The sequence below is a fragment of the Microcoleus sp. MON2_D5 genome, assembly GCF_036701905.1.
GTDB lineage: Bacteria > Cyanobacteriota > Cyanobacteriia > Cyanobacteriales > Microcoleaceae > Microcoleus.
This window is the reverse complement of the sequence record NZ_JAUBRM010000024.1, coordinates 42,742-66,363: the sequence shown is the minus strand read 5'-3', so window position 1 is coordinate 66,363 and position 23,622 is coordinate 42,742. Positions and strand designations below refer to the sequence as shown.

General features: G+C 47.1%; 21 protein-coding genes. 14 read left to right on the top strand and 7 right to left on the bottom strand.

The window, feature by feature from the left end:
* Positions 1 to 38: 38 nt before the first annotated feature.
* Positions 39 to 1,715, bottom strand: a complete 1,677-nt coding sequence (locus tag QUA47_RS11170) for a glycosyltransferase family 4 protein (RefSeq protein WP_333430787.1) — start codon at positions 1,713 to 1,715, stop codon at positions 39 to 41.
* A 412-nt stretch (positions 1,716 to 2,127) separates the two neighbouring features.
* Here QUA47_RS11170 and QUA47_RS11165 point away from each other — a divergent pair, with 412 nt between their 5' ends.
* The 3 genes from QUA47_RS11165 (at position 2,128) to QUA47_RS11155 (ending at position 4,960) form a co-directional block, all read left to right on the top strand.
* Positions 2,128 to 2,367, top strand: a complete 240-nt coding sequence (locus tag QUA47_RS11165) for a DUF3134 domain-containing protein (protein ID WP_333220415.1) — start codon at positions 2,128 to 2,130, stop codon at positions 2,365 to 2,367.
* Between the two features lie 130 nt (positions 2,368 to 2,497).
* Positions 2,498 to 3,613 carry a phospho-N-acetylmuramoyl-pentapeptide-transferase gene (mraY, locus tag QUA47_RS11160; RefSeq protein ID WP_333430786.1) on the top strand — a complete coding sequence of 372 codons (1,116 nt, stop codon included), beginning with the start codon at positions 2,498 to 2,500 and terminating at the stop codon, positions 3,611 to 3,613.
* Between the two features lie 342 nt (positions 3,614 to 3,955).
* Positions 3,956 to 4,960: a glycosyltransferase gene (locus QUA47_RS11155; RefSeq protein ID WP_333430785.1), complete on the top strand. Its 1,005-nt coding sequence runs from the start codon at positions 3,956 to 3,958 to the stop codon at positions 4,958 to 4,960.
* A 341-nt stretch (positions 4,961 to 5,301) separates the two neighbouring features.
* Here QUA47_RS11155 and QUA47_RS11150 read toward each other — a convergent pair whose 3' ends face one another.
* On the bottom strand, positions 5,302 to 5,430 hold the full coding sequence (locus QUA47_RS11150; RefSeq protein WP_333220422.1) for a hypothetical protein: 129 nt from the start codon (positions 5,428 to 5,430) through the stop codon (positions 5,302 to 5,304).
* A gap of 36 nt (positions 5,431 to 5,466) precedes the next feature.
* On the opposite strand from QUA47_RS11150, the gene QUA47_RS11145 reads away from it, so the two are divergent.
* From QUA47_RS11145 to QUA47_RS11125, 5 genes are all read left to right on the top strand, one after another.
* On the top strand, positions 5,467 to 7,326 hold the full coding sequence (locus QUA47_RS11145) for an NAD(P)H-quinone oxidoreductase subunit F (RefSeq protein WP_333430784.1): 1,860 nt from the start codon (positions 5,467 to 5,469) through the stop codon (positions 7,324 to 7,326).
* 104 nt (positions 7,327 to 7,430) lie between these two features.
* A complete protein-coding gene (locus QUA47_RS11140) occupies positions 7,431 to 8,147 on the top strand; it encodes a carbonic anhydrase (RefSeq protein ID WP_333405954.1) in 717 nt (238 codons plus the stop codon).
* A gap of 110 nt (positions 8,148 to 8,257) precedes the next feature.
* Complete coding sequence (locus tag QUA47_RS11135) at positions 8,258 to 9,811, top strand: NADH-quinone oxidoreductase subunit M (RefSeq protein WP_333430783.1); 1,554 nt, start codon at positions 8,258 to 8,260, stop codon at positions 9,809 to 9,811.
* A 177-nt stretch (positions 9,812 to 9,988) separates the two neighbouring features.
* Positions 9,989 to 11,311 carry a CO2 hydration protein gene (locus QUA47_RS11130; protein WP_333220430.1) on the top strand — a complete coding sequence of 441 codons (1,323 nt, stop codon included), beginning with the start codon at positions 9,989 to 9,991 and terminating at the stop codon, positions 11,309 to 11,311.
* Between the two features lie 209 nt (positions 11,312 to 11,520).
* Positions 11,521 to 11,727 (top strand): hypothetical protein, encoded by a 207-nt coding sequence (locus QUA47_RS11125; protein ID WP_333405958.1) that lies wholly within the window; start codon positions 11,521 to 11,523, stop codon positions 11,725 to 11,727.
* A gap of 41 nt (positions 11,728 to 11,768) precedes the next feature.
* On the opposite strand, the gene QUA47_RS11120 is transcribed toward QUA47_RS11125, so the two are convergent.
* A complete protein-coding gene (locus QUA47_RS11120) occupies positions 11,769 to 12,239 on the bottom strand; it encodes a hypothetical protein (RefSeq protein ID WP_333430782.1) in 471 nt (156 codons plus the stop codon).
* Positions 12,240 to 12,368: 129 nt separating this feature from the next.
* On the opposite strand from QUA47_RS11120, the gene QUA47_RS11115 reads away from it, so the two are divergent.
* From QUA47_RS11115 to QUA47_RS11100, 4 genes are all read left to right on the top strand, one after another.
* A complete protein-coding gene (locus QUA47_RS11115; RefSeq protein ID WP_006631306.1) occupies positions 12,369 to 12,581 on the top strand; it encodes a helix-turn-helix domain-containing protein in 213 nt (70 codons plus the stop codon).
* Between the two features lie 74 nt (positions 12,582 to 12,655).
* Positions 12,656 to 12,868, top strand: a complete 213-nt coding sequence (locus tag QUA47_RS11110; protein ID WP_006631307.1) for a helix-turn-helix domain-containing protein — start codon at positions 12,656 to 12,658, stop codon at positions 12,866 to 12,868.
* An 87-nt stretch (positions 12,869 to 12,955) separates the two neighbouring features.
* Positions 12,956 to 13,168 carry a helix-turn-helix domain-containing protein gene (locus tag QUA47_RS11105; protein WP_006631308.1) on the top strand — a complete coding sequence of 71 codons (213 nt, stop codon included), beginning with the start codon at positions 12,956 to 12,958 and terminating at the stop codon, positions 13,166 to 13,168.
* Between the two features lie 142 nt (positions 13,169 to 13,310).
* On the top strand, positions 13,311 to 13,505 hold the full coding sequence (locus QUA47_RS11100; protein ID WP_006631309.1) for a hypothetical protein: 195 nt from the start codon (positions 13,311 to 13,313) through the stop codon (positions 13,503 to 13,505).
* A gap of 79 nt (positions 13,506 to 13,584) precedes the next feature.
* Here the strand turns inward: QUA47_RS11100 and QUA47_RS11095 are convergent, their stop codons facing one another.
* The 4 genes from QUA47_RS11095 to psaA all read right to left on the bottom strand — a co-directional run bounded on the left by QUA47_RS11095 (position 13,585) and on the right by psaA (position 20,283).
* A complete protein-coding gene (locus tag QUA47_RS11095) occupies positions 13,585 to 14,121 on the bottom strand; it encodes a hypothetical protein (RefSeq protein ID WP_333388940.1) in 537 nt (178 codons plus the stop codon).
* A gap of 1 nt (position 14,122) precedes the next feature.
* Positions 14,123 to 15,481, bottom strand: a complete 1,359-nt coding sequence (locus QUA47_RS11090; protein WP_333430781.1) for an AAA family ATPase — start codon at positions 15,479 to 15,481, stop codon at positions 14,123 to 14,125.
* Between the two features lie 168 nt (positions 15,482 to 15,649).
* Positions 15,650 to 17,878: a photosystem I core protein PsaB gene (gene psaB, locus QUA47_RS11085; RefSeq protein WP_190659912.1), complete on the bottom strand. Its 2,229-nt coding sequence runs from the start codon at positions 17,876 to 17,878 to the stop codon at positions 15,650 to 15,652.
* Positions 17,879 to 17,988: 110 nt separating this feature from the next.
* Positions 17,989 to 20,283 (bottom strand): photosystem I core protein PsaA, encoded by a 2,295-nt coding sequence (gene psaA / locus QUA47_RS11080; protein WP_333220614.1) that lies wholly within the window; start codon positions 20,281 to 20,283, stop codon positions 17,989 to 17,991.
* Positions 20,284 to 20,926: 643 nt separating this feature from the next.
* Here psaA and QUA47_RS11075 point away from each other — a divergent pair.
* Positions 20,927 to 22,555, top strand: a complete 1,629-nt coding sequence (locus tag QUA47_RS11075; protein ID WP_333430780.1) for a hypothetical protein — start codon at positions 20,927 to 20,929, stop codon at positions 22,553 to 22,555.
* Between the two features lie 80 nt (positions 22,556 to 22,635).
* Positions 22,636 to 23,604 (top strand): arsenosugar biosynthesis arsenite methyltransferase ArsM, encoded by a 969-nt coding sequence (gene arsM, locus QUA47_RS11070; RefSeq protein WP_333430779.1) that lies wholly within the window; start codon positions 22,636 to 22,638, stop codon positions 23,602 to 23,604.
* The last annotated feature ends 18 nt before the right edge of the window (positions 23,605 to 23,622 follow it).

Here is a 23,622-nt window from a genome sequence, read left to right as displayed (position 1 = left end):
TGTGTAGTAGCAATTTTAATCGCCGAGTCCGCAGAGTATTAACAACTAATAACTAAGATACCAAATTTCACCAGATAGAGCAGAGTCCGATACAGGGATGCTAATTCTTGGTCGTTTTTGGTATAACGCCTGAGAACTTCTCCAACGCTGACAGCACCCTTTTGCTCGATCGCCTCCAATATCTCCATCTGAATGTTAACAGAGATTCTTCTGTCCTGACCGAAGCTGGTAAACCAAATTGTTTGCAACTCTCTCAGAAGTTCTGGTGTGGCGATCGCACCCAGACTCAGCATCATCTCATTGCTTAAACTTCTAGTCGCATAATTACCTAATACCCGAAACGGATCGTCGCCTAGGGGATAAGGCGGCTTCCCGGGTTTTAAAGGTGCTGACTCCGGTGCCGCAAGGCGAATCTCTGCTAATTCCTGCCACAATTGTTCGTAAGCAGCAATAACTACTTTCCAATCATAAATTTCCCTCGCCCTTTGTCTGGCATTTTCCCCCATCCGCTTTCTCAATTCGGGGTTTTCAATTAATTGGCACAACGCCAGGGTGCAAGCATCAATGTCAACTGCTGTGGCGAGGGAAGTGTGACCCATGTAAGTCGGCCAATTTAAGCTGCCGTCAAGATAATTTAGGGCTAAATCTAAACAAGATTCCGGGGGCGGGATGAGTGTGGGAATGCGGAAGCCGTCTATTTCGTGGCGTACAGATTCTTTGTATCCGTTCCAATCGGAGACTATGGCCGGCAGTCCGTTCGCCATGGCTTCTATTGGTGTCAGTCCGAAGGATTCTTGAATGTTGTCGGACAGCGAAATGAAAATGTCGGCTGCAGACCAAATATTTATTCTAATTTCGGGCTGTCTCCCATCTAAAAAAATAGCATTCACCGACGGACAAAATATTTGTGCGCTATTTTTAAAGTCGGGTTCTTCTCTCGGATCTTCGATCCAACCGGCTTGAACTAAGTGGATTTTGGCTTTTGTCTGTTGTGATGCCCGTTCTAGGGCGATGTACATGGGTACCGGATGAGCTTTTGCAGAAAAAGTCAATCGACCGACAAATAACACAACAATATCTTCGGGAGAAATGCCGAGTTCTTGTCGCAGTTGGCGGCGACTATTAACTGCTTCCACACCCTGCGGAAACGCGCTGCAATCCACTCCTAGGGGAATAACGGGGAATTTGACCAAAATTTCCGGTTTACCGCCGTTCCGCTGGGCTAAATATTCAGACCACTCCCTCATAACTCCTTCTACTGCTGTTTTCACGGCTGTAGAGGTGCAGATCAGGGCGTCCCAAGGCTGCATGGGTGCGGTGATCAAATCGCCGATCGCCTCCATGATGTATTTTGTACCGATCGTGTGAGTAACGCCGCAAACGCTGTAGGCCCGCTGATCGACAAATCTGCGCGCCCACACCATCTGCGACAGAACCGGATCTGGTCGGTAAATTGTGCCCGGTTGAGATAGCAAATCCGGTCGTTCCATGGGAATCCAGCGAACTTTCCGAGGTTTTTGCAGCCAAGGTTGGATGTGCGAACAAAACTCCTTAAAGGTTGTTGCGCTATCGGCGCAACAGTAGAGAGAGTCAGCGCTTCCGTGTTGGACTAAGCTTTTGAGAAACCCTTCTCCGGCTGAATGACGCCCCAGAAGTTTTTTCCCTCCGGTGTGGTAACCCTCTTTGTTGTATAAAACCGCTGCCGTTATATCCATTCTGAGATTTATTGCTTGAGAGTTGACTGAAGAAGCCAGAGGGCATTCGGGCTAAGGCTTTGATGAAAAACCAGGAGACTGTTGTGAATCAACCCCTTGCCGTTAGCGAAGCTTGCAGAATAGGATCGCCGCGTGTCCCGCGATATCTTAAAGACGATCGTCTCGGATTAAAATGCTTAGGGCTAAAGAAGGATTGGCAAGAGCGGATTTTAGTGTTATCCTGACGCCCATGCTGGGGGGCGATCGCCTTTTGGGTCTCCCATCTTATCCGATCCGGAACCAAACAGTGCCTGTGGTATAATGCTTTAGCCTTGCTAAATGCCCGATTGGCAAGTGCTCGATCGAAGCAGCAGCCCGTCGGCAAAACGTTACCTCCACTCGATCGCGTCTTTGTCTTTAAAAACCAAGAATCATGTACAACCCATCTCTGCGTCAAATACCTCGCCACTTGCCTGCGGATGTAATTCCATTAAAGCAGCAATCTTCTCTTTTAGACTGGTTGGAATCTAACAATCGCCTGTTAGCAAGGGATGTCCAAGAACCCGACTATCTGCACGAAGAAGAAATTTCTGAACTTATGGCAGTTGACGACAGTCCTTACGATGATTTAGAAGATGAAGTAGAAGATGATGTGAGTGTAGGGGAAGAATAACGGGTAGAAGGGTGAAGGAATCAACCGGAAACAGGGAAGAAAAACTAAGAGATTTCTCAGTCTCCTGTATCGCACCCTATTCCCCAATTTTCAATTGCTTATTCTCAAATAGTGTGTGGTGAGGAGTGTTATGGATAACTTTGTGGATGAGAAAATCCCTTTTACTATGCCTTTCAAACTTACAGGCAGGAATTTATTCCTGCTGCTGAGTTTGGGGCTCGGCATTGTAGCGATCGGTTTAGATGTAGCAGCGGGTAGACTTTTAAATACGCCTGCATCGCTATTTATGCCACTAGCTGTTTGTGCTGTAGTTGCATCGGGTGTGGGCTGTGTAGTTGTGCCTTTACTCCAGCAACTAAAAGCAGGACAAATAATTCGCGAAGACGGCCCCCAAGCTCATTTAAAAAAGGCGGGAACGCCGACAATGGGAGGCATCTTTTTTGTGCCAGCAGGAGTCGCAGTAGCTTTGCTTTGGTCTAGATTTAACTCAGATGTTGTTGCCGTATCGGCTTTAACTTTAGCTTACGGTTTCATCGGCTGGATAGACGACTGGCAAATTCTGCGCCTCAAGTCGAATAAAGGTATTTCACCTCGGATGAAATTGGCTTTGCAAATAGGTTTTGCAGCTCTATTTTGTCTGTGGCTGATGTTCCGCGAACCAGGTATTTCTACGAGCATTGCTTTGCCTTTCGGTTGGGTATTGCCTTTAGGTTTTCTGTTTTGGCCTCTGGCGGGTTTTGTGCTGGTAGCTGAAAGCAACGCTACTAATATTACTGACGGCGTTGACGGATTGATGGGAGGTTTGGGCGCGATCGCACTTTTGGGACTGGGCGCATCTGTAGCCTCAACTTCGCCAGAATTAATGATATTTTGCGCTTGCATCAGCGGCAGTTGTCTCGGTTTTTTAGCACACAACCGCAATCCAGCCAAGGTGTTTATGGGCGATACAGGTGCTTTAGCTTTGGGCGGTGCGTTGGGTGCGGTAGCTTTATTAACAAATAGCCTTTGGATATTATTAATTATCAGCGGGATTTTCTTTATTGAAACGCTGTCAGTAATTGCTCAAGTAGGTTATTACAAAGCTACAAAAGGGCCTGATGGAATCGGCAAGCGTCTGTTAAGAATGGCTCCTCTCCACCATCATCTAGAACTGTGCGGCTGGTTGGAAACTCAGGTTGTGGGAATCTTTTATCTAACTAACGGGGTGTTAGTGTTAATGATTTTGATGTTGACGGGGAACAGTTGAGAACGGATTGGGTGACGGATTGCACAGGGGATGTAAGAGATATTTTCTACTATTTGAAAGAGAAACAGGCAAGATGCCTGTTCCACAAGAACTGAATGCAGTTGTGGAACAGGCATCTTGCCTGTTTAAAGCTTGGAACTTATAATTTTGAGAATTGATATCCCCAGTTAATCCAATGGAACTTAGTAACGCTTTTGAATTATTTGAAGAACCGCGAAGAGGGTTATAGGACAAAGGAAGAACTACATTTGCTTATTTATCTTCCTTAGCCTCCTTAGCGCCTTCGCGGTTCGTTTAATCTTACTCAATATTAGTTATACTATCGTTTACGGTTGTTTGTGAATGACTAAAACGTTTTTACCAGAGGTTTCCGTGGTTGTGCCTGTTTACAACGGCGAGATGGATTTGCCGGAGTTGATCGAGTGCCTGCGATCGCAAACTTATCCGCCACACAGAGTAGAATATCTCTTAGTAGACAACAAAAGTCGCGATCGCACTTCAACCATCCTCCAAACAGCAGCCTCTAACCCCCCCCCAGTCCCCCCTTTGGTAAAGGGAGGAAGCAATTTCAATCAAATAACCATTCGCCACCTCACCGAAAATCAGATTCAAAGTTCCTACGCCGCCCGCAATCAAGGAATTCGCGCATCCACAGGCGAAATCATTGCATTTACCGATGCAGACTGTCGCCCGGAATCTGACTGGCTGGAAAATTTAGTTAAGCCATTTGTGGACTTAGAAATAGGAATTAGCGCTGGGGAAATACTCGCATTGCCCGGTAAAACTATTTTAGAACAGCACGCCGATCGCCAAAATACTTTATCTCAAAAACATACTCTCGCTCACCCTTTTTGTCCCTACGGTCAAACCGCCAACTTAGCTGTAAGGAGGCTAGTTTTACAACAAATAGGATTATTTCGCCCTTACCTCACCAGTGGCGGCGATGCTGACTTGTGTTGGCGGATTTTGCGGGAAACATCCTATAAAATGTATTTTGCCGAAAATGCGATCGTCCGACACCGCCACCGTTCCACCATAAAACAGTTGCAAAGTCAATGGTATCGGTACGGGGAATCTAATAAATATTTGCACGAACTCCACGGTGTCGATTTGATGCGAGAATTCACAACAGGGGAATATTTTTACCGGCTGGCTAGGTGGCTGTTCAAGGAATTTCCGGTTGCTGCTGCCAAAAGTGCGTTAGCGAAGCCCTCGAAGAGGATCGCCCGAGCCGATCTGGTAGATTTGTTTAATACGCCGATCGGTCTTTTGAATGTTAGGGCAAGGTCCATGGGACAGCGCCAAGCCAAACTGCCCGAATCAGCTTGGGACATTGAGCGGTTTTAAAATTTTAGAGCATCAGCCTTTCACGGGCGGGCTCTCCTGCCCAGCCCGTACTCCCCACAAAAAAATTGAACTATGAGTGGAACAAGCCGGAAAGCCTCTTCTAAATAAGGATTTCACGGGCTGGCTCTCCTCCCCAACCCGTACTCCCCACAAAAAAAATTGAACTATGAGTGGAACAGGCTTTTAGGGCTGTTCATCAAAATGGTGCAAGATGTCCGATAGACAAATATTCTTTGGTATACAATCCCCCCCCCTATAAATACCTATAAGTGAACTTTATTGATTCCTATAGATATGCTGAATCAGAAATATGAAAATTTAACGCAATACTTAATATAAAATTAATAAGTCGATTCTGAAGCGCTCGGTTTGACGACGGGAACCAACTCAGAGGCAAACCCCCAAATTTTCTTTACTTCTGCCTTCTGGCTTTTCAGTGCTGTCGTCAGCGCGATCGGAATTATTCTCATAATTTTAAATTTTTGTAACCTTTACAGGTAATGCCAATGGCTCAAATCTTACTCCAGACCGTTTGGTTTATACCTTGCTATCCACTTATCGGCGGAGTTCTGTCGATGCTGTGGTTTCCAGCAGTTACCCGCCGCACGGGGCCAAGACCATCCGGTTACGTGAACGCCATATTAACCTTGTTCGCTTTCTTACACGCCGTCATAGCCCTGACAGCTATCTGGAACCAACCGGCGCAACACCAGTTTATTCCTTGGCTGAATGTAGCAGGTTTAGACTTAACCATTCCCGTTGAAATCTCTGCTGTCACCGTCGGGGCGACTGTTTTGATTACCGGACTGAACTTGCTGGCGCAGGTTTATGCTTTCGGTTACATGGAAATGGACTGGGGCTGGGCTCGGTTCTTTTCTCTGATGGGGCTGTTTGAAGCCGGGATGTGCGGGTTGGTACTGTGCAATTCCCTGTTCTTCAGCTACATGATTTTGGAAGTTCTGACTTTGGGTACTTACCTGCTAGTCGGGCTGTGGTTCAATCAGTCTTTGGTGGTGACAGGAGCCCGCGACGCTTTCTTAACAAAGCGGGTGGGTGACTTATTCCTGCTGATGGGAGTAGTCGCCATTCTGCCGCTGGCTGGAACTTGGAATTTTGACGAGTTGGGTGTTTGGGCCCAGACTGCAAAGCTTGACCCCACTGTAGCGACACTGCTGACTTTAGCTTTGATTGCCGGCCCGATGGGTAAGTGTGCTCAGTTTCCCTTGCACCTGTGGCTAGATGAGGCGATGGAAGGCCCGCTGCCGGCGACGATTTTGCGGAACACCGTAGTTGTGGAAACTGGTGCTTGGATTTTGATTAAGTTGCAGCCAGTGATTGCTTTGTCGCCGATTGGGATGACGGCAACTATTGCTGTGGGTGCTGCGACAGCGGTGGGTGCTTCATTAATTGCGATCGCCCAAATTGACATTAAGCGCACGCTTTCCTATATAGTCAGCTCTTACATGGGCTTAGTATTTATCGCCGTGGGTACCGGACAAGCCCAGACAGCCCTGACATTGATATTTGCCTACACCTTCGCAATGGGTTTGCTGGTGATGAGCATCGGTTCGGTAGTTTGGAACAGCATCACTCAGGATGTCCGAGCTCTCGGCGGTTTGTGGGGAAAGCGGCCAATATCAGCGATATCGTTTATTGTCGGTAGCGCTGGATTGGTGGGACTGCCTCCCTTCGGCTGTTTCTGGGCTTTAGAAGACTTCACATCCGGGCTTTGGCAAACTCACCCTTTCTTGTTAGGAATAGTGCTGTTTGTAAACGGCGTCACTGCTTTTGGCTTGGTGCGCGTCTTCGGTTTAGTTTTCGGCGGCAAACCAAAGCAAATGACCGAACGTTCGCCGGAAGTTCACTGGCCTTTTATCTTGCCGATGACTGTTTTAATGGGCTTTACTTTGCACGTTCCGCACTTGCTGGCGACGTGGCAGGTCTTGCCTGGGGCAAGTTTGAATTATACCGCCACTGGACTGCTAGTTTTGTCAACCGCGATCGGCATCGGTGCAGGAGCATTTGTTTACCTGAACGAGAAATGGGAAAAACCGGTGCGAATCGGTTCTCAAGCCCTGCAAGACTTTTTTGCCTACGACTTTTACACTGCCAAACTTTACCGCGTGACAGTGATATTTGCAGTTGGTTTGGTTTCGCAAATCATCTCCTGGGTCGATCGCAATATTGTTGACGGATTCGTGAACTTAATCGGTTTTGCAACGGTTTTCGGCGGGCAGAGCCTCAAATACAACGTTACGGGTCAAACTCAGTTTTACGCCCTGACAATTCTGTTGGGAGTAGCACTTTTGGGACTGCTGGTAAGCTGGCCTTTGCTAGCTCGCTTGTCGCTGATTGTGGGCGGCTAAAACTATATAAAATTTAAGATTTTAGGTGACAGTTTTAATCTAAAATCTTAAAAACATGAAGTCTTGAACAAAGATTTCAAACTACATACAACAAGGCCAAATCAATGAACTCAAATAACAGACAATTCAATCTTTCCCGCCGCAATTCCCTGAAATTTGTCGCAGGTGCTATTGGTACAGGGATACTCGCAGCACGAGCAGGCGCTGATTTGGCTGCACCTGAACCAGCAATTGCTCAAGACTTAACTCCCGATGCAGCTCTCCAAAAGTTAATCGACGGAAACAAACGGTTTGTTGACAGCAAACGCCAAAGTCCCAACCAAGACTTACCCCGCCTTCTCGAAGTTGCCGTAGCTCAAAAACCCTTTGCTGCTATTCTGGGCTGTGCAGATTCCCGCTTTCCTTCCGAAATTATCTTCGATCAGGGATTGGGAGATTTATTTGTTTGTCGCGTGGCCGGAAATGTTGCTACTCCAGAAGAAATTGGCAGCCTGGAATTTGGCACGCTGGTACTGGGAGCAAAAGTGCTTGTGGTAGTCGGCCATAAAAGGTGCGGTGCGGTAGACGCAACCATCAAAGGAGCTCAGGTTCCCGGTCAAATTGGCAGTTTGCTCGACGCAATTAAGCCTGCTGTAGAAAGCTCGAAAAGCCAAACAGGCGACAAGCTAGAAAATGCTTCAAAAGCCAATGTGGTTGTCCAAGCTAACAAGTTGAAAGCATCTCCCGTTATATCTAAGTTAATTGCGGAGAATAAACTGAAAGTTGTTGGTGGATATTACGATTTAGACACGGGGAGAGTCACTATTCTTTCTGAGTCTTGAGGCAATTTCGGATAGATAACTGGGAAAAAGTTAAGATCTAAGCTCTCCAGTTATCCAAGACAAGAGGCTGCCAAATTAATTGATTCTTCACTCTTCACTCTTCACACATTATGCTTAGTGCCTTGCTCTGGTTGCCCGCGTTGGGCGCTGCGGTAGTCGGTTTCCTGCCCGGAAATATCAATGGGATGCGTCTTCGTTCAATAGCTTCAGCTTTTGCTGCTGCTGTTTTCCTTTTGAATATCTGGCTGTTGACTCAATTCAATCCAGCCAATCCGGGATTGCAATTTCAAGAATATTTGCCTTGGATTCCACAATTAGGTTTGAGCTACAACTTGGGCATTGACGGCTTGTCCTTGCCGCTGCTGGTTTTAAGTGCTTTGCTGACGCTATTAGTCATTTACGGCACTGGCGAAAAGATGGATCGCCCCCAGCTTTACTACGCTTTGATTTTGCTAATCAATGCTGGTATTGCCGGAGCTTTGATGTCTCAAAATTTGCTGCTGTTTGTACTGTTTTACGAAATAGAATTAATTCCTTTTTACCTGTTGATTGCGATTTGGGGCGGAAAGCAGCGGGAATACGCTGCCATGAAGTTTTTGATCTACACGGCAGTTTCGGGACTTTTAGTGCTGGCAGCATTTTTGGGTGTGGCTTGGCTGAGTGGGTCTTTAAATTTCGATTACACTGCGATTACCACTCAAGAATTGCCCTTGAACACGCAATTGATCCTGCTAACAATTGTACTAATTGGGTTGGGAATTAAAATTCCTTTAGTGCCGCTGCATACTTGGCTGCCTGATGCTTACGTCGAAGCTTCGCCAGCAACAGCAATTTTGCTGGGAGGAATTCTGGCGAAGTTGGGAACTTACGGTTTAGTGCGGTTTGGCTTGCAGATGTTTCCCGAAACTTGGTCGATGATAGCTCCCAGTTTAGCGATTATCGGGACTGTGAGCGTGATGTACGGTGCTTTGAGCGCGATCGCCCAAAAAGACATCAAGCGCATGGTAGCCTATAGTTCGATCGGACATATGGGCTACATCCTCGTTGCCTGCGCTGCGGGTACGAAGCTGGCATTAATCGGCGCTGTCGGGCAAATGGTAAGCCACGGTTTAATTTTAGCTTTGCTGTTTTATTTGGTAGGCATCATCGAAACCAAAGTTGGCACGCGGGATTTGGACGTGCTCAATGGTTTGATGAACCCGATGCGGGGTTTACCCACTGCCAGTTCCCTGTTAGTTTTGGGCGGCATGGCAAGCGCCGGAATTCCGGGTTTGGTGGGTTTTGTTGCTGAATTTTTAGTGTTTCAAGGCAGTTTCTCGATCTTTCCAATTCCAACTTTACTGTGCATTTTAGCTTCGGGTTTAACAGCAGTTTACTTTGTAATTCTGCTCAACCGCACCTGTTTTGGGAAGTTGGACAATGCCACGGCTTACTACCCTCCAGTTACGTTTGGTGAAAATATGCCGGCGCTGGTTTTGGCGGGCATCATTTTTGTGTTGGGGATTCAACCTGCTTGGCTGCTCAAGTGGAGCGAATCAACTACAAATGCGATCTTTGCTACTCTGCCGGCGGTCAGAAATACCCAAATAGCTATTAGCTATCCCCTAGAACAGTCGGCTATGCAAATCGCGTCTACACAAACGAAGTCCGCCTCTGCAGACTAACAATCTACTCGTTACCAGGCTCTGCCTGGTAACGCAGATCCCGAGGCTCTGCCTCCAATTTTACGGCTCGCGGGCCTGGATATCGGTTCCCAGGAATATCCTGGGAACCAGTTAAAGAATCGCAGCTTTTTGCAATAATTCAAAATATTTAGATTCACTCAATCAAAGGAAGAAACAATGGTACAAACCCCTAATAAACCAGCAACTAAACTACCTCCTTCCAAACACCAATTTGCCGAAGTAATTCACAGGCTGGAAGCTGGCGGCGCGATGATTCCAGATACGCCGGAAAATTTGATGCAAATCATCGCTATCTGGAAAGCTTACGCAGTGCCGATGGATTTCTACTGGCGGGATTTGCTTTACATCGCCGAACGGGTATTTTTACACCCGCTTCCTTTCTTTAAATACTTCTTGCCGCAGGAGTATTTAGACTTGCAAAATCACTATGCAGGCGACGGTGCAGATTTGCGTATTTGGCGCGGGACTGGAAGTGTTCACCCGGAACTTTTGGAGTTCATGCAGAAGGGTGAAACTGGTAAAATGCCGCGGCTGTTTCACCATTTGTGGCACGATCGCATTAACATGGAATTTGCGGAAGAGTGCATGAGGTCAATGCTTTGGCACCGGGGCTTGTACGTGCCGACCAATCAATTCGATCCTTATTTGGACAGTGACGAATATAAGGCTAATGCCGATCGGGCAATTAAAGCTTACTTCAAAAAAAACCCGTTCATGCTGGGACTTCACAAAGCATTTCCAGAAATGTTTTTAGAACAGTGCCGCCAAATGTCTTATTACAGCAATCTCGGTTTATTCTGGGAAGTCATGGCGCCGGTGTTTTTTGAGGTTTCCGACTTGTACGACGAAGGGAAAATTACGACAGTCCCGCAGGCGATGGATTTCCTAGTAAATGGCATATTTGCGATCGCCGGTCGTCCGATTTACCACCACGTTCAAATCGACGGCGAAACCTACGAAATCATCCCGAAATCTAAAGGTTTCACTTGGCTTTATGAAGCCGCGTTACCTTACGTGGAAGCTGTATTTTATCGCACTTCGCCGTTCCGAGGCACCAAATCTTACAACGCTCAAGCTAAGGAAGTTCCTGACGATCAAAAAGACTTCCACTACGGAGTTTTGTATGCAGACAAATTCCCGGTAGGTACGGCGGGGATTCCGCCGACTTTGCTAGCACAAGATATGCTGCATTTCTTGCCGCCGTATTTGATGGATTTCTACAAACAGCGCTGTCGTGGCGAAGATGATATTCTCAATCAAATTGGGGTGACTTTTCAGCGATCGATGTACTGCGTTACTTCGGCGGTGATTCAAGCTTTGCGGACTGCTCTTTTGTATCCTTTAGATGACCCAAATCCAAAGCATTTGAAGGCAAATCGAGCTTTCTTTGAGTCTCAAATCGATCGCTTCTGTCGCCCGGAATACGGCATGAAATATGCTGCGAAGCTCAAGAATATTCAGACTTCGGATTACAGGTAAAGGATGTTTTCCGGCGGCCAAGATGCCCACCCCACAAGCAACCTGATGTTTTGTGGAACAGGCATCTTGCCTGTGCTGGAGAAGGGTTCAAAATATCGGTTAAAAGCGACGGGAAAAAATGAGGTTTTTTTAAAGGGATTTCAACGTTGGTATAATACCAGTCCACCTACCAACAGATAACAAATAACAAATAACAAATAACAATAACTATGGACAGCAAAGAGCTAGCCCAATATATCGAAGCAAAGGACGGGATTTCCAAACCTTGGCTGTTGGTGCAACTGCGGCTGAAAAAATTGCAAGAAAGGCGATCGGAGATTTCTGCTGAAGAGTATATGACAGAACTTACTGACCTTCACAAAGATTTAATGAATCTGGGGGAATGGTGGCTGGGTATCGAGGATGAAGTGTTTTAAAATTTAATTGAAAGTTCAAGTAGGATTAAGTCGATCGCACTTTAAAATTTCTCCATCAAATCTTTTTCTTGGGCATAGACATCTCGTAGCTGTTGCAGCGCCACCCCAGAAATGACCGATTTAACTGTAGCTACCAATTGACCCCACTCCAGCAAGCTGTCAACTGAAACAGCTTTTTTGAACTTGTACGTGTAGAATTTCGTCCAAAATGCTGGTGCTTGCTTGCTTTTCCAGCGTTTGTACCATCTGCCAAAATCTTGAGGCGCGATCGCATTTACTCGGACAATCGGGGGAAAATCAGCGTAGCTGACAAACCGGCTGATGCCTTTGGCGTGCACGTACACCATGTAACGACAGCATTCGATGCGATAAATCTCGTCTGCTGAGATATTGAACAGGAGTGCAACTGTTTCTTCTGTGACAAATCTCGCCAGCGGATGCAGGATGGGAGATTTGTGAATTATTTTGGAGCAGGCGAAAGTGCTTGATTTTAGCTGGGATGATGCTATCATACTAAGTCAGACAGCTAGTAACTGTCTATTTAAGTTTTGAAAACGATCGCCCTTTAGTTTTCCAGGCCGGGGGGCGATCGGCTTTTTAGATAAATTTATTGTAAGGTGTTATAGCACCCATTGTCAAGCATGGGTTTAGTAAGAATTAAAGTCAGAGAACTAGCAGCAGAGAAAGGCTGGACATTCAAGGAAGTTTCAGAACGTTCTGGGGTGGTATACAACACGGTCAAGCATTATGCTCGCTGTCCAGGGCTGACAACGGTTGACTTTACTTTGCTGCTAAAATTAGCTCGGACTTTTGATGTGATGATTGAGGATTTGGTTGAGGTTTTGGAGGAGTAGTCGATCGACCACGATTTTGACTGATTTTCTGATATCATGGTGAGTCAACCTTAAAATTGCATCAACTGTCAAGCATGGGTTTAGTCAGGCTAAAAATTCGGGAACTAGCGGCGGAGAAGGGCTGGACGCTTAAGGAAGTATCCGATCGTTCCGGGGTAATTTATAGTACTGTCAGAAGCTATGCTCGTCGTCCTGAAATGGCAATGGTTGACTTTACTTGCCTGCGGAAGTTAGCTCGGACTTTTGATGTGATGATTGAGGATTTGGTTGAGGTTTTGGAGGAATAAGTCGATCGACCTTTAGTTGTCTAGACCGGGGGCGATCGCTTTTTCAGATGCAATTATCTTAAAACGCAACTGCATTATTTGTCAAGCATGGGTTTAGTCAGAGTAAAAGTGCGAGAGTTAGCGGCCGAGAGGGGCTGGACATTCAAGGAGGTGGCTGAGCGATCGGGCGTGATCTACAGCACCATAACCAGCTATGCTCGTCGTTCAGAAATATCAATGGTTGACTTTACCGCCCTGTACAAGTTAGCGCGGGCGTTTGATGTGATGATTGAGGACTTGGTGGAGATTATTGAGGAATAGGCCGATCGGCCTTTCCACATTTCCACTATAAACCGTTTAGTTTCGTCTTGTCAAGACGCGCTTAAGCACTTTGCATCGCAGCTAAAAGCTCAGCTTAAAGGTGCTAAGATTTAGTCAAAGTTGTTAATCTCCCGTTACCTTTGTGACTAGAGCCAGTACCGCCATCGGGGTGAGCCCCATAATTAAGGAACTTGTGCAGAAAAAGGCGCTCGCAACCCGACTAACGCTGAAGGAAATCATCTATGTCGGGATGCTGGCGATTGACGAGTTGGACGAAAAGCGCTTGCAAGAGTTGGCAGATAAGGTGCATCAGATGCAGATGAATGGTGAGATTTGAAGGGTTGAGGGCGATCGCGCTTTTGGTGAAGTGAGGTTCGGGGCGATCGCACTTCTCAAAACTTCAAGAACTGGCGAGCTTAGCTTTTTGATTGCTTGTATGCTCTTAGCCAATTTAAGCCGCGCTTAGCACCTAGTTTTTTCTGCATATCTTCCAGAGAACTGTAAACACGCTTATCGCGGATCAGCTTTGCGTATCCATCTTTAACGCCAGGGATTGAGGTAAGGTCAGATTTTGGATTGTTAATAAAATCCAAGAAATCTGTAACGTCTTGAGGCTCAACAACTCTTTCATTCAGCTTTGACTGCAAAACAGCTTGTTCAATGGCCTTTTCTGCTTCTGGTTGTTTAGCTGCAATGACAAACACCCACATCCTGACTAGATTGGCTGCTTTACCTGCTTCATAGATTGGTAAACCTGTTAACAAATGGTATTTATCTTCTTCATCGGTGAGACAAACAATAGGCAGAGACAGGTTAAAGTTCCAATCTGTTAGAGATTGCGAAACTTTTTTGATGATTGAGGTTGAAGTGCCTGAATTTTCTTGAGCAATTTCTATCTGATTTAAGACTACAAAAGAAGGTTGGCTTTCAATTTTTTTGTAAAAGTTGACCATGCTACTTACTGCTATTCCTTTCTAAGTGATCTATTTGGTTGACTATTTGTTTGGTCAAAGTTGAAAATTGTGCTGCTACACTACTCGCTGTTCTATTATGCTCAGCAAATAAAGAAAGAGGTTTGCGATCGTGAGAAGCTTGACCAACAGCGGTAGCTCGCTTTATCTCTGGAAGAAGAGGGATATCTCGAAATACCTTAGAAACTAAAGCTTTTATAGTAGTGTGCAGCTTAACATTTTCAACCATCATAGGAATTATTCCTAAAATATTTCCTCTCCTACCATCGGTATTATCGTGAATCTCTTTTGCATCTTTTATGGGTATCCTAATTGCATATACTGAGAGATACTCCATCTGTGACGGTATGATTACATACTGAGCAGCAAGGATACCATTCTGAGTAACAGCAGTCAAGCTAGGTGGCGTATCCATAATTACATACTCATAATCGTTTGACAAACCTGATTTCCAAAGGGCATTGTCAAGTTTTTTCTGCCAAAAAACACCTAATTTTAAAATGCTACTGTCTGTTGTTTTGTAACTGCTTGGGAGAACATCTATTCTTCCCTTTGTACTATTAGCAACATTGAGAATTTTATTTAAAGATGAAGGTTGAATATATTCCTTATAGCTAAAACCCTCTTTATCATAGTCTTCTAAAAAATTAATGAGTTCTTTTCGATCTTTAAAGGAATCCAAAATTTGGACAAACTCTTTCAGATTGGTAGCATTATCTAACTCATCAGCTTTATTAACTCCTAAAGATAAACTAGCATTAGCTTGATCATCCAAGTCAACAACTAAAACTCTATTACCTATTTTGGCTAATTCATAAGCGATGTTAACGACTAACGTGGTTTTGCCAACTCCACCCTTAGCTGTGTAAATTGCAATTGTACGCATTTTAACTGTATCCAAAAAATTTCTAACGAAATTTGCTACTGGTTGAACTTGTTCTGGGTTTTCTATATTGTGCTTACACTTTAGAGTCGGGAGTCCTTGTGTATATTCGTAAACCTCCACCGAAAAAGGGTCAATCAGTATCCCAAATTTTGTATTAGAGTATTTCAGATACGTTTGTAACTGAATGCGAGCTGCCGCATCAAGTCTAGTTTTAGCCGTCTTAATTTCAACCAGAAAGTTAATATACCTACTCAAATCTTCTACTAAGAAATCAACTTCTTTTTGAGTCCAAACTAACTGACTATTTGCAGTCAGCCTAGGTACTTTAACCTTAAACTCTGGAATCCAGTGAGAATAACTACTCTTGCGAGGCAAACCTGCCATTTCCAGCATTGTCTGAACCAGATGCAGAGACACATAAGCCTCATTATTCCAGTCAGAAGACAGTTGAACCATGTTGAAGACTCAGGCTTTTCTCTATTATTACCCAAAATGAGGTTTAGAGGACAGCGCGATCGCCCTCAGATTCCTAATTAACAGCTTCAGTTAACCAAAATACCTAAAAAAATCCCCCGCCAGAAGGCGGGGGATTTTAGTTAATTACCTAGAAACCAGAGTTCAGAGTTACCCGAATTTCCCGGCCGTCGAGGCAATTACAAAGGCGGCGTAAGTGAGGATGTATCCCACAGTAAAGTGAGCCAAACCAACAACGCGACCTTGGATGATCGACAAAGCAACAGGCTTGTCTTTCCAGCGAACCAAGTTAGCCAAAGGAGTGCGCTCGTGAGCCCAAACCAAAGTCTCGATCAACTCTTGCCAGTAACCTCTCCAAGAGATCAGGAACATGAAACCAGTTGCCCAAACAAGGTGTCCGAATAAGAACATCCAAGACCAGACAGACAAGTTGTTAGTACCATACGGGTTGTAACCGTTGATCAACTGAGCGGAATACAGCCAGAGGTAATCGCGGAACCAGCCCATCAGGTAGGTAGAAGACTCATTGAACTGAGCCACGTTACCTTGCCAGATGCCCAGGTGCTTCCAGTGCCAGTAGAACGTTACCCAACCCAGGGTGTTCAGCATCCAGAACATCGCCAGGAAGAAAGAGTCCCAAGCAGAGATGTCGCAAGTACCGCCACGGCCGGGGCCGTCGCAAGGGAAAGCATAACCGAAGTCTTTCTTGTCCGGCATCAGCTTAGTACCGCGTGCATCCAGAGCTCCCTTGACCAAGATCAAGGTGGTGGTGTGCAAGCCTAGTGCGATCGCGTGGTGAACCAAGAAATCGCCAGGTCCGATCGCCAAGAACAGAGAATTAGTACCGTTGTTAATCCCGTCTAACCAGCCTGGGAGCCACACGTTAGCATAGTTCGGCCAAGCGGTAGAAGCAAGGCTGTCAGGGTTAGACAACAGCACGTCCATGCCGTAGAGAGCTTTTCCGTGAGCAGCTTGGATGAACTGTGCGAACACAGGTTCAATCAAGATTTGCTTTTCAGGAGTTCCGAAAGCAACTACCACGTCATTGTGAACGTACAGACCGAGAGTGTGGAAGCCCAAGAACAGCGACACCCAGCTCAAGTGAGAGATAATCGCTTCTTTGTGCTGCAACACGCGATCGAGCACGTTACCTTTATTTGCTTCAGGATCGTAGTCCCGCACCAAGAAGATAGCTCCGTGGGCGAAAGCGCCGACCATGATGAATCCAGCAATGTACTGGTGGTGGGTATACAGCGCAGCCTGAGTCGTGAAGTCCTTCGCCATGAAAGCGTAGGGAGGCATCGCGTACATATGCTGTGCTACCAGGGAGGTAATTACGCCCAAAGCAGCGAGGTGAATTCCCAGTTGGAAGTGCAGCGAGTTGTTGTAGGTTTCGTACAAGCCTTGGTGAGGCAAGTTGAACTGCCCTTCACTCTTGCCGCCGACCAAACCAGCCTTAGAATCCAACATCTCTTTGATGCTGTGACCGATACCGAAGTTAGTCCGGTACATATGACCGGCAACGATAAACAGAACTGCGATCGCCAAGTGGTGGTGAGCGATGTCTGTCAGCCACAGGGATTCTGTTTGAGGGTGGAAGCCACCCAAGAAAGTCAGAATTGCGGTTCCAGCGCCTTCGGAAGTACCGAAGACATGGTTCGGTGCATCTGGGTTCTCGGCGTATACGCTCCAGTTACCAGTGAAGAACGGAGCCAAACCTGCCGGGTGAGGCGGGGTAGACAAGAAGTTTTCCCAACCTACGTGCTGTCCGCGAGATTCGGGGATAGCAACGTGAACCATGTGACCAGTCCAAGCCAAAGAGCTGACACCGAACAAACCAGCCAAGTGGTGGTTGAGGCGAGATTCAGCATTTTTAAACCAAGACAAGCTGGGGCGGTACTTGGGCTGGAGGTGCAACCAACCTGCGAACAGGAAGACAGCCGCCAGTAGTAGCAAGAAGATAGCTCCTTGATACAGGTCAGCGTTTGTCCGAATCCCTTGAGTGAACCACCAATGGTAGACACCGGAGTAAGAGATGTCTACTGGGTTAGAAGCGCCGCCTTGAGTGAAAGCTTCTACTGCAGGAGCGCCGAATTGGGGGTCCCAAATCGCGTGAGCGATCGGGCGGACGTTTAGGGGGTCTTTAATCCACTGTTCAAAGTTACCTTGCCATGCTACGTGGAACAGGCTGCCCGAAGTCCACAAGAAAATGATTGCTATGTGGCCGAAGTGAGAAGCAAAAATCTTTTGGTAAAGATTTTCTTCCGTCATGCCATCGTGGCTTTCAAAGTCGTGTGCTGTGGCAATCCCGTACCAGATCCGCCGTGTGGTCGGGTCTTGGGCAAGGTCTTGGCTAAATTTTGGAAATTTCGTTGCCATAAGCCTTGATTAATCCTGAATCCTGAACAAAATTGAAGGGATTCGGTTCTGAGTTTGGATTCTCGATTTGAGATTCCTCCCAAATCGAGAATCCAAAACCTAGGGGTAGTTTACCCTACCGAAATGATTCGCGCTAGGAAAAATGCCCACGTAGTGACAATTCCTCCTAGGAGGTAGTGAGCTACACCCACAGCCCGACCCTGAATAATGCTCAGAGCGCGAGGCTGAATGGAGGGACCTACCTTGAGCTTGTTGTGAGCCCAAACAATGGACTCAATCAGTTCTTGCCAGTAGCCGCGGCCGCTGAACAGGAACATCAAGCTGAAGGCGAAGACGAAGTGTCCAGCTAGGAACATCAGACCGTAGGCCGACAGTGCCGAACCGTAGGACTGAATCACCTGAGAAGCTTGCGCCCAGAGGAAGTCCCGCAGCCAGCCGTTAATCGTGATCGAACTTTGTGCGAAGTTGCCGCCGGTAATGTGAGAAATTGTGCCGTCTGGCGCTACTGTTCCCCACACGTCCGACTGCATTTTCCAGCTAAAGTGGAAAATCACGATCGAGATGCTGTTGTACATCCAGAACAGGCCGAGGAACACGTGATCCCAACCCGAAACTTGGCAGGTGCCGCCACGGCCTGGGCCGTCGCAAGGGAACCGGAAACCCAAGTTGCCTTTGTCAGGAATCAAGCGAGAACTGCGTGCAAACAACACGCCCTTCAAGAGAATCAGGACTGTAACGTGAATTGTGAAAGCGTGGATGTGGTGGATCATGAAATCCGCCGTACCCAACTCGATCGGCATCATCGCTACTTTGCCGGCGACTACTACTGCACCGCCGCCAAAAGCGTGGCTGACGATTTCCGTAGCATTAGGCGCTGTTGTGCCAGGAGCCAAGGCGTGGATGTTTTGCACCCACTGGGCAAATATCGGACGCAACTGAATCCCGGTATCGGAGAACAAATCTTGAGGACGACCGAAAGCCCGCATCGTGTCGTTGTGGACGTACAGACCGAAGCTGTGGAAGCCCAAGAATATACAAACCCAGTTCAGGTGGGAAATGATCGCATCTCTATGACGGATCACGCGATCGAGCAGGTTGTTGACGTTGCCGCTCGGTTCGTAGTCCCGCACCATGAAGATTGCTCCGTGAGCGGCTCCTCCAACGATCAGGAATCCGCCGATCCACATGTGGTGGGTGAAGATGGACAACTGAGTCGGGTAGTCGGTCGCGATGTACGGATACGGAGGCATCGCGTACATGTGGTGAGCCACGATGATGCTCAGAGAGCCCATCAGTGCCAAGTTAATCGCCAGTTGCGCGTGCCAAGAATTTGTCAGGATTTCGTAGAGACCTTTGTGACCTTCACCAGTGAAGGGGCCTTTGTGGTTCTCTAGGATTTCTTTCATGCTGTGGCCGATGCCCCAGTTCGTCCGGTACATATGACCAGCGACGATGAACAGCACTGCCAAAGCTAAGTGGTGGTGTGTTGTATCAGTCAGCCACAAACCGCCTGTGGTCGGGTTCAGACCGCCTTTGAAGGTCAGGAAGTCTGTGTATGCGCCCCAGTTGAGGGTGAAGAAGGGGGTTAAACCTTTAGCGAAACTCGGGTAGATGTCAGCCATCAAGCCCGGTGTCAAAATCCACTCGTGCGGCAGGGGGATGTCGGCAACTGTTTTGATCAGCTTGCCGCCGACTGTCAGCGGTGAACCTGCATCGATCGCGTCCATGCAAGCGTTGATTGGCAGCGACACGTGAATTTGCTGTCCCGCGTAGCCCAAGCAGCCGCAGCCCAACAACACAGCCAAGTGGTGGTTCATCATCGATTCCACGTTCTGGAACCATTCCAGTTTCGGAGCGCGGACGTGATAGTGGAACCAACCGGCAAATAGCATCAGAGCTGCCATTACCAGGGCGCCGATCGCAGTGCAATATAGCTGGTATGAGTTAGTGATGCCGTTGGCGCGCCACCACTGGAATAGACCAGAGGTGATCTGAATTCCGTGAAAGCCGCCGCCTACATCTGCATTTAAAATTTCTTGACCAAAAATCGGCCAGACCACTTGAGCGCTGGGCTTGATGGCTGTAGGATTTGTCAGCCAAGCTTCGTAATTGGAAAATTTAGCGCCGTGGAAATATGCGCCACTGATCCACACGAAGATTACTGCCAAGTGGCCGAAGTGAGCGCTAAAGATTTTGCGCGAAACGTCTTCTAAGTCACTTGTATGACTGTCAAAGTCGTGAGCGTTAGCGTGGAGGTTCCAAATCCAAGTGGTGGTTTTTGGCCCCTTAGCTAGAGTGCGATCGAAATGACCGGGTTTTGACCACTTCTCGAAAGAAGTTGGAACCGGATTCTTATCGACTACTACCCTAGCTTTTACCTCTCGCTCTGGAGGACTAATGGTCATGAAGACTCTCCTCTCGGTAAGACAAGGAACGAGAACTGAATAATGTACCGGACACTCCCCGCGCTTGATTGGGCGGGGGATTCTCGAAAAAGCCGACACTGCACTACACTTTACTCTTTGCAGAGCTAGACGCAGGTGCATCGTCTCCCCAAGCATTTTGCTTCTTTGAAGAAGCCAGTTTCCCAGTGTCGCTAACAATGTGACTGGGTACTGCCAACTCTTCTCTCCAGATGAGTCGCCGATCGCGTCCTTGATTCAGACTTGATACGGCTGCTCCTTTTGAGGGAGTTTTATGAATTATAAGCTTGCTAGAGGAGTATTAATCGCTTGTTAACAATACTTAAAAAAGGCTCAATTATTGATGTAATAACGCCTGTAAATTCCACAGTCCCTCGAAAAAGTCAAGGGGTACTGCCATTAACTTTACAAAACTCAAAGATAAAGTAATTTAGGAATACTCATTTGTAGATATATGTTTTGGAATAAGGCTGCGGGAATTAAGAGTGCGAGAAGATGGGTTGGCCGCTGCTGCCTCAATCCGGGTTCCTACGCGGCTTTGGAATTCCTGAGCGGCAATTCCCCAATACTAAATTCATTTTTGGGCTATAGTTCCCTATGAGAAGGCTTCTAGGAGTATGGTTGCGTGATTGGGATCAATTGGCACAGAACGGTTGCGGGCAGGCTGCTGGCATTGTTCGCAGCAGCAATATTAATTTTGGGTTTAGCAAGTTGTGGCGCGGGTCATCCCGAATTGCCCAAATCAGGGAACAAGAGCGACTCAGCTACCGCCCCAGTAAACAGAATCTCAGAGGTTTCTCCCCCAGAAGCCATTCAACAACTGCGTCAGGCTCTAGAAATCTACCAGCCTCAAATTAGTATTTTGAATCCAAAACCTGACCAAGTGCTTCAGGATATAAATGTGTCTGTTCAGTTCCAAGTGAAGGACTTGCCCATTTTCAAAGATGCAAACTTGGGTTTGGGCCCCCATCTGCAAGTTTTATTAGACAACCAACCTTATGCAGCAGTTTACGACATCAACCAACCTTTAACGCTCTCCGACTTAGAACCCGGAACCCATACCCTGCAGGTGTTCGCCGCTCGCCCTTGGGAAGAAAGCTTTAAAAACGAAGGTGCCGCTGCTCAAACCACCTTTCACGTTTTTACCAAAACAGACGACAATAATCCCGATCGAACATTGCCCCTATTAACGTACAACAGCCCCCAAGGCAGCTACGGGGCAGAACCCATCCTGCTCGACTTTTACTTGACAAATGCCCCCCCGCACGAAGTGGCGCAAGAAAATTCCCAAGATGAAATACTCGATTGGAAAATTCGAGCCACAGTGAACGGCGAAAGCTTTGCGATCGACCAGTGGCAACCTATATATCTTAAAGGATTCACACCAGGGAAAAACTGGGTACAGCTAGAATTAATTGACGAACGAGGAAAAATTGTCAAAAACGCCTTTAATAATACAGCCAGACTCATAAATTACCAACCCCTCGGTCAAGATACTATTTCAAAATTAGTGCGGCGCGAACTAACAGCAGCACAAGCTCGCGGTATAGTCGATCGCACCTACCAAGCTCCCGAACCCAAACCAACCCCAACCCCCGAACCGACACCGACACCTGCATTAGAAAAAACACCAGTTGTCCAACCCTCACCAGCGGTTCCAGAAACCCCTGTTACTCAACCGAGCTTAGAGCCAACAGTCGCTCCCGAAGTTGCTCCCATTCAAGTAATAGAACCGACACCGACAGCAACTCCCCAGTTAGAAACCCCGAAAGTTGTTGCACCAGTTCAGGTAATAGAACCGACACCGACAGCAACTCCCCAGTTAGAAACCCCGAAAGTTGTTGCACCAGTTCAAGTAATAGAACCGACACCGACAGCAACTCCCCAGTTAGAAACCCCCAAAGTTGTTGCACCAGTTAAAATAATAGAACCGACCCCAACAGCATCTCCCCAAACAAAAAAACAGGAATATAAAGGATACTACAATCGGTTCCGCAACTTCTTGCGTGAAGAGCCCCAACCTGCTAATCCTTCAGTGCCACCAACCCTGCCAGAAATAACAGGAAAAGCTCCAGTACCAAAAGTAGTGGCTCCCGCGATACCAGAAGAGTCTCCCAATCTTGTACCGCCAACGCCACCAGTTGCCGCTGAAACTCCTAGCCAGCCAACCACCGAATTAGCAGATCCCAAAACAACTGTTTCCGAACCCGAAAATCCGCCCAAATCCGAACAAAAAGTCGAATTTGCCACGTAACAAAATCTTTCGGGGCTTCTTCGTGGCATGGGGCCCCGCCCTGGCTCTATCTGCGGTTAAACATTAAAGGACACTAAAAAATGACCTACCTCGAAACAGCAGCCAAATTCTACAGTGATGTTGCCGAAACACCCCAAATCGGGCTTTGCTGCGTCCAAAGCAGTCCCTTGCAATTGCCAGGATTAAAAATTCCCGAACAAATGCAAGAAATGAATTACGGCTGCGGCACAACCGTTCACGCCGCCGAACTTGTCGGCAATCCCTTCGTGCTTTATGTAGGCGTCGGCGGCGGCTTGGAAGCACTACAATTTGCATATTTTTCTAGACACAAAGGAGCGGTTATTGCCGTCGATCCGGTTCCAGCAATGCGAGATGCGGCTGCACGAAACTTGCAAATTGCGGCCCAAGAAAATGATTGGTTTGATGCCAGTTTTGTAGAAATTCGTGAAGGCGATGCTTTTGCGTTGCCAGTGCCGGATGCTTCTGTAGATGTTGTCGCTCAAAACTGCTTGTTTAATATCTTTGAACCTGCGGATTTAGCTAAAGCATTAAAAGAGACTTATCGGGTGTTAAAACCCGGTGGCAGATTGTTGATGAGCGATCCGATCGCAACTCGACCCATTCCGCAGCATTTGAAAGAAGACGATCGCTTGCGCGCCCTGTGTTTGTCGGGTGCTCTGACATACGAAGAATACGTTCAACACCTTGTAGATGTTGGTTTTGGGCAAGTGGAAGTTCGGGCGAGAAGGCCTTACCGATTGCTGGACAAACACAATTATCAATTGGATGCAGATTTGCTGTTAGAAAGCCTGGATTCGGTGTCTTTCAAAGTGCCTGTACCGGATGATGGAGCTTGCATTTTTACTGGCAAGACTGCTATTTATGCGGGGTCTGAAGAGCTGTTTGATGATGGGGCGGGTCACGTTTTGCAGCGAGGAGTTCCGGCGGCGGTGTGCGATAAAACTGCTGGGAAGTTGGGGGGATTAATGCCGGATAAGGTGTTAATTACGGATTCGACTTGGCATTATAACGGCGGCGGTTGCTGTTAGATTTTGTGTGGGTGAAGT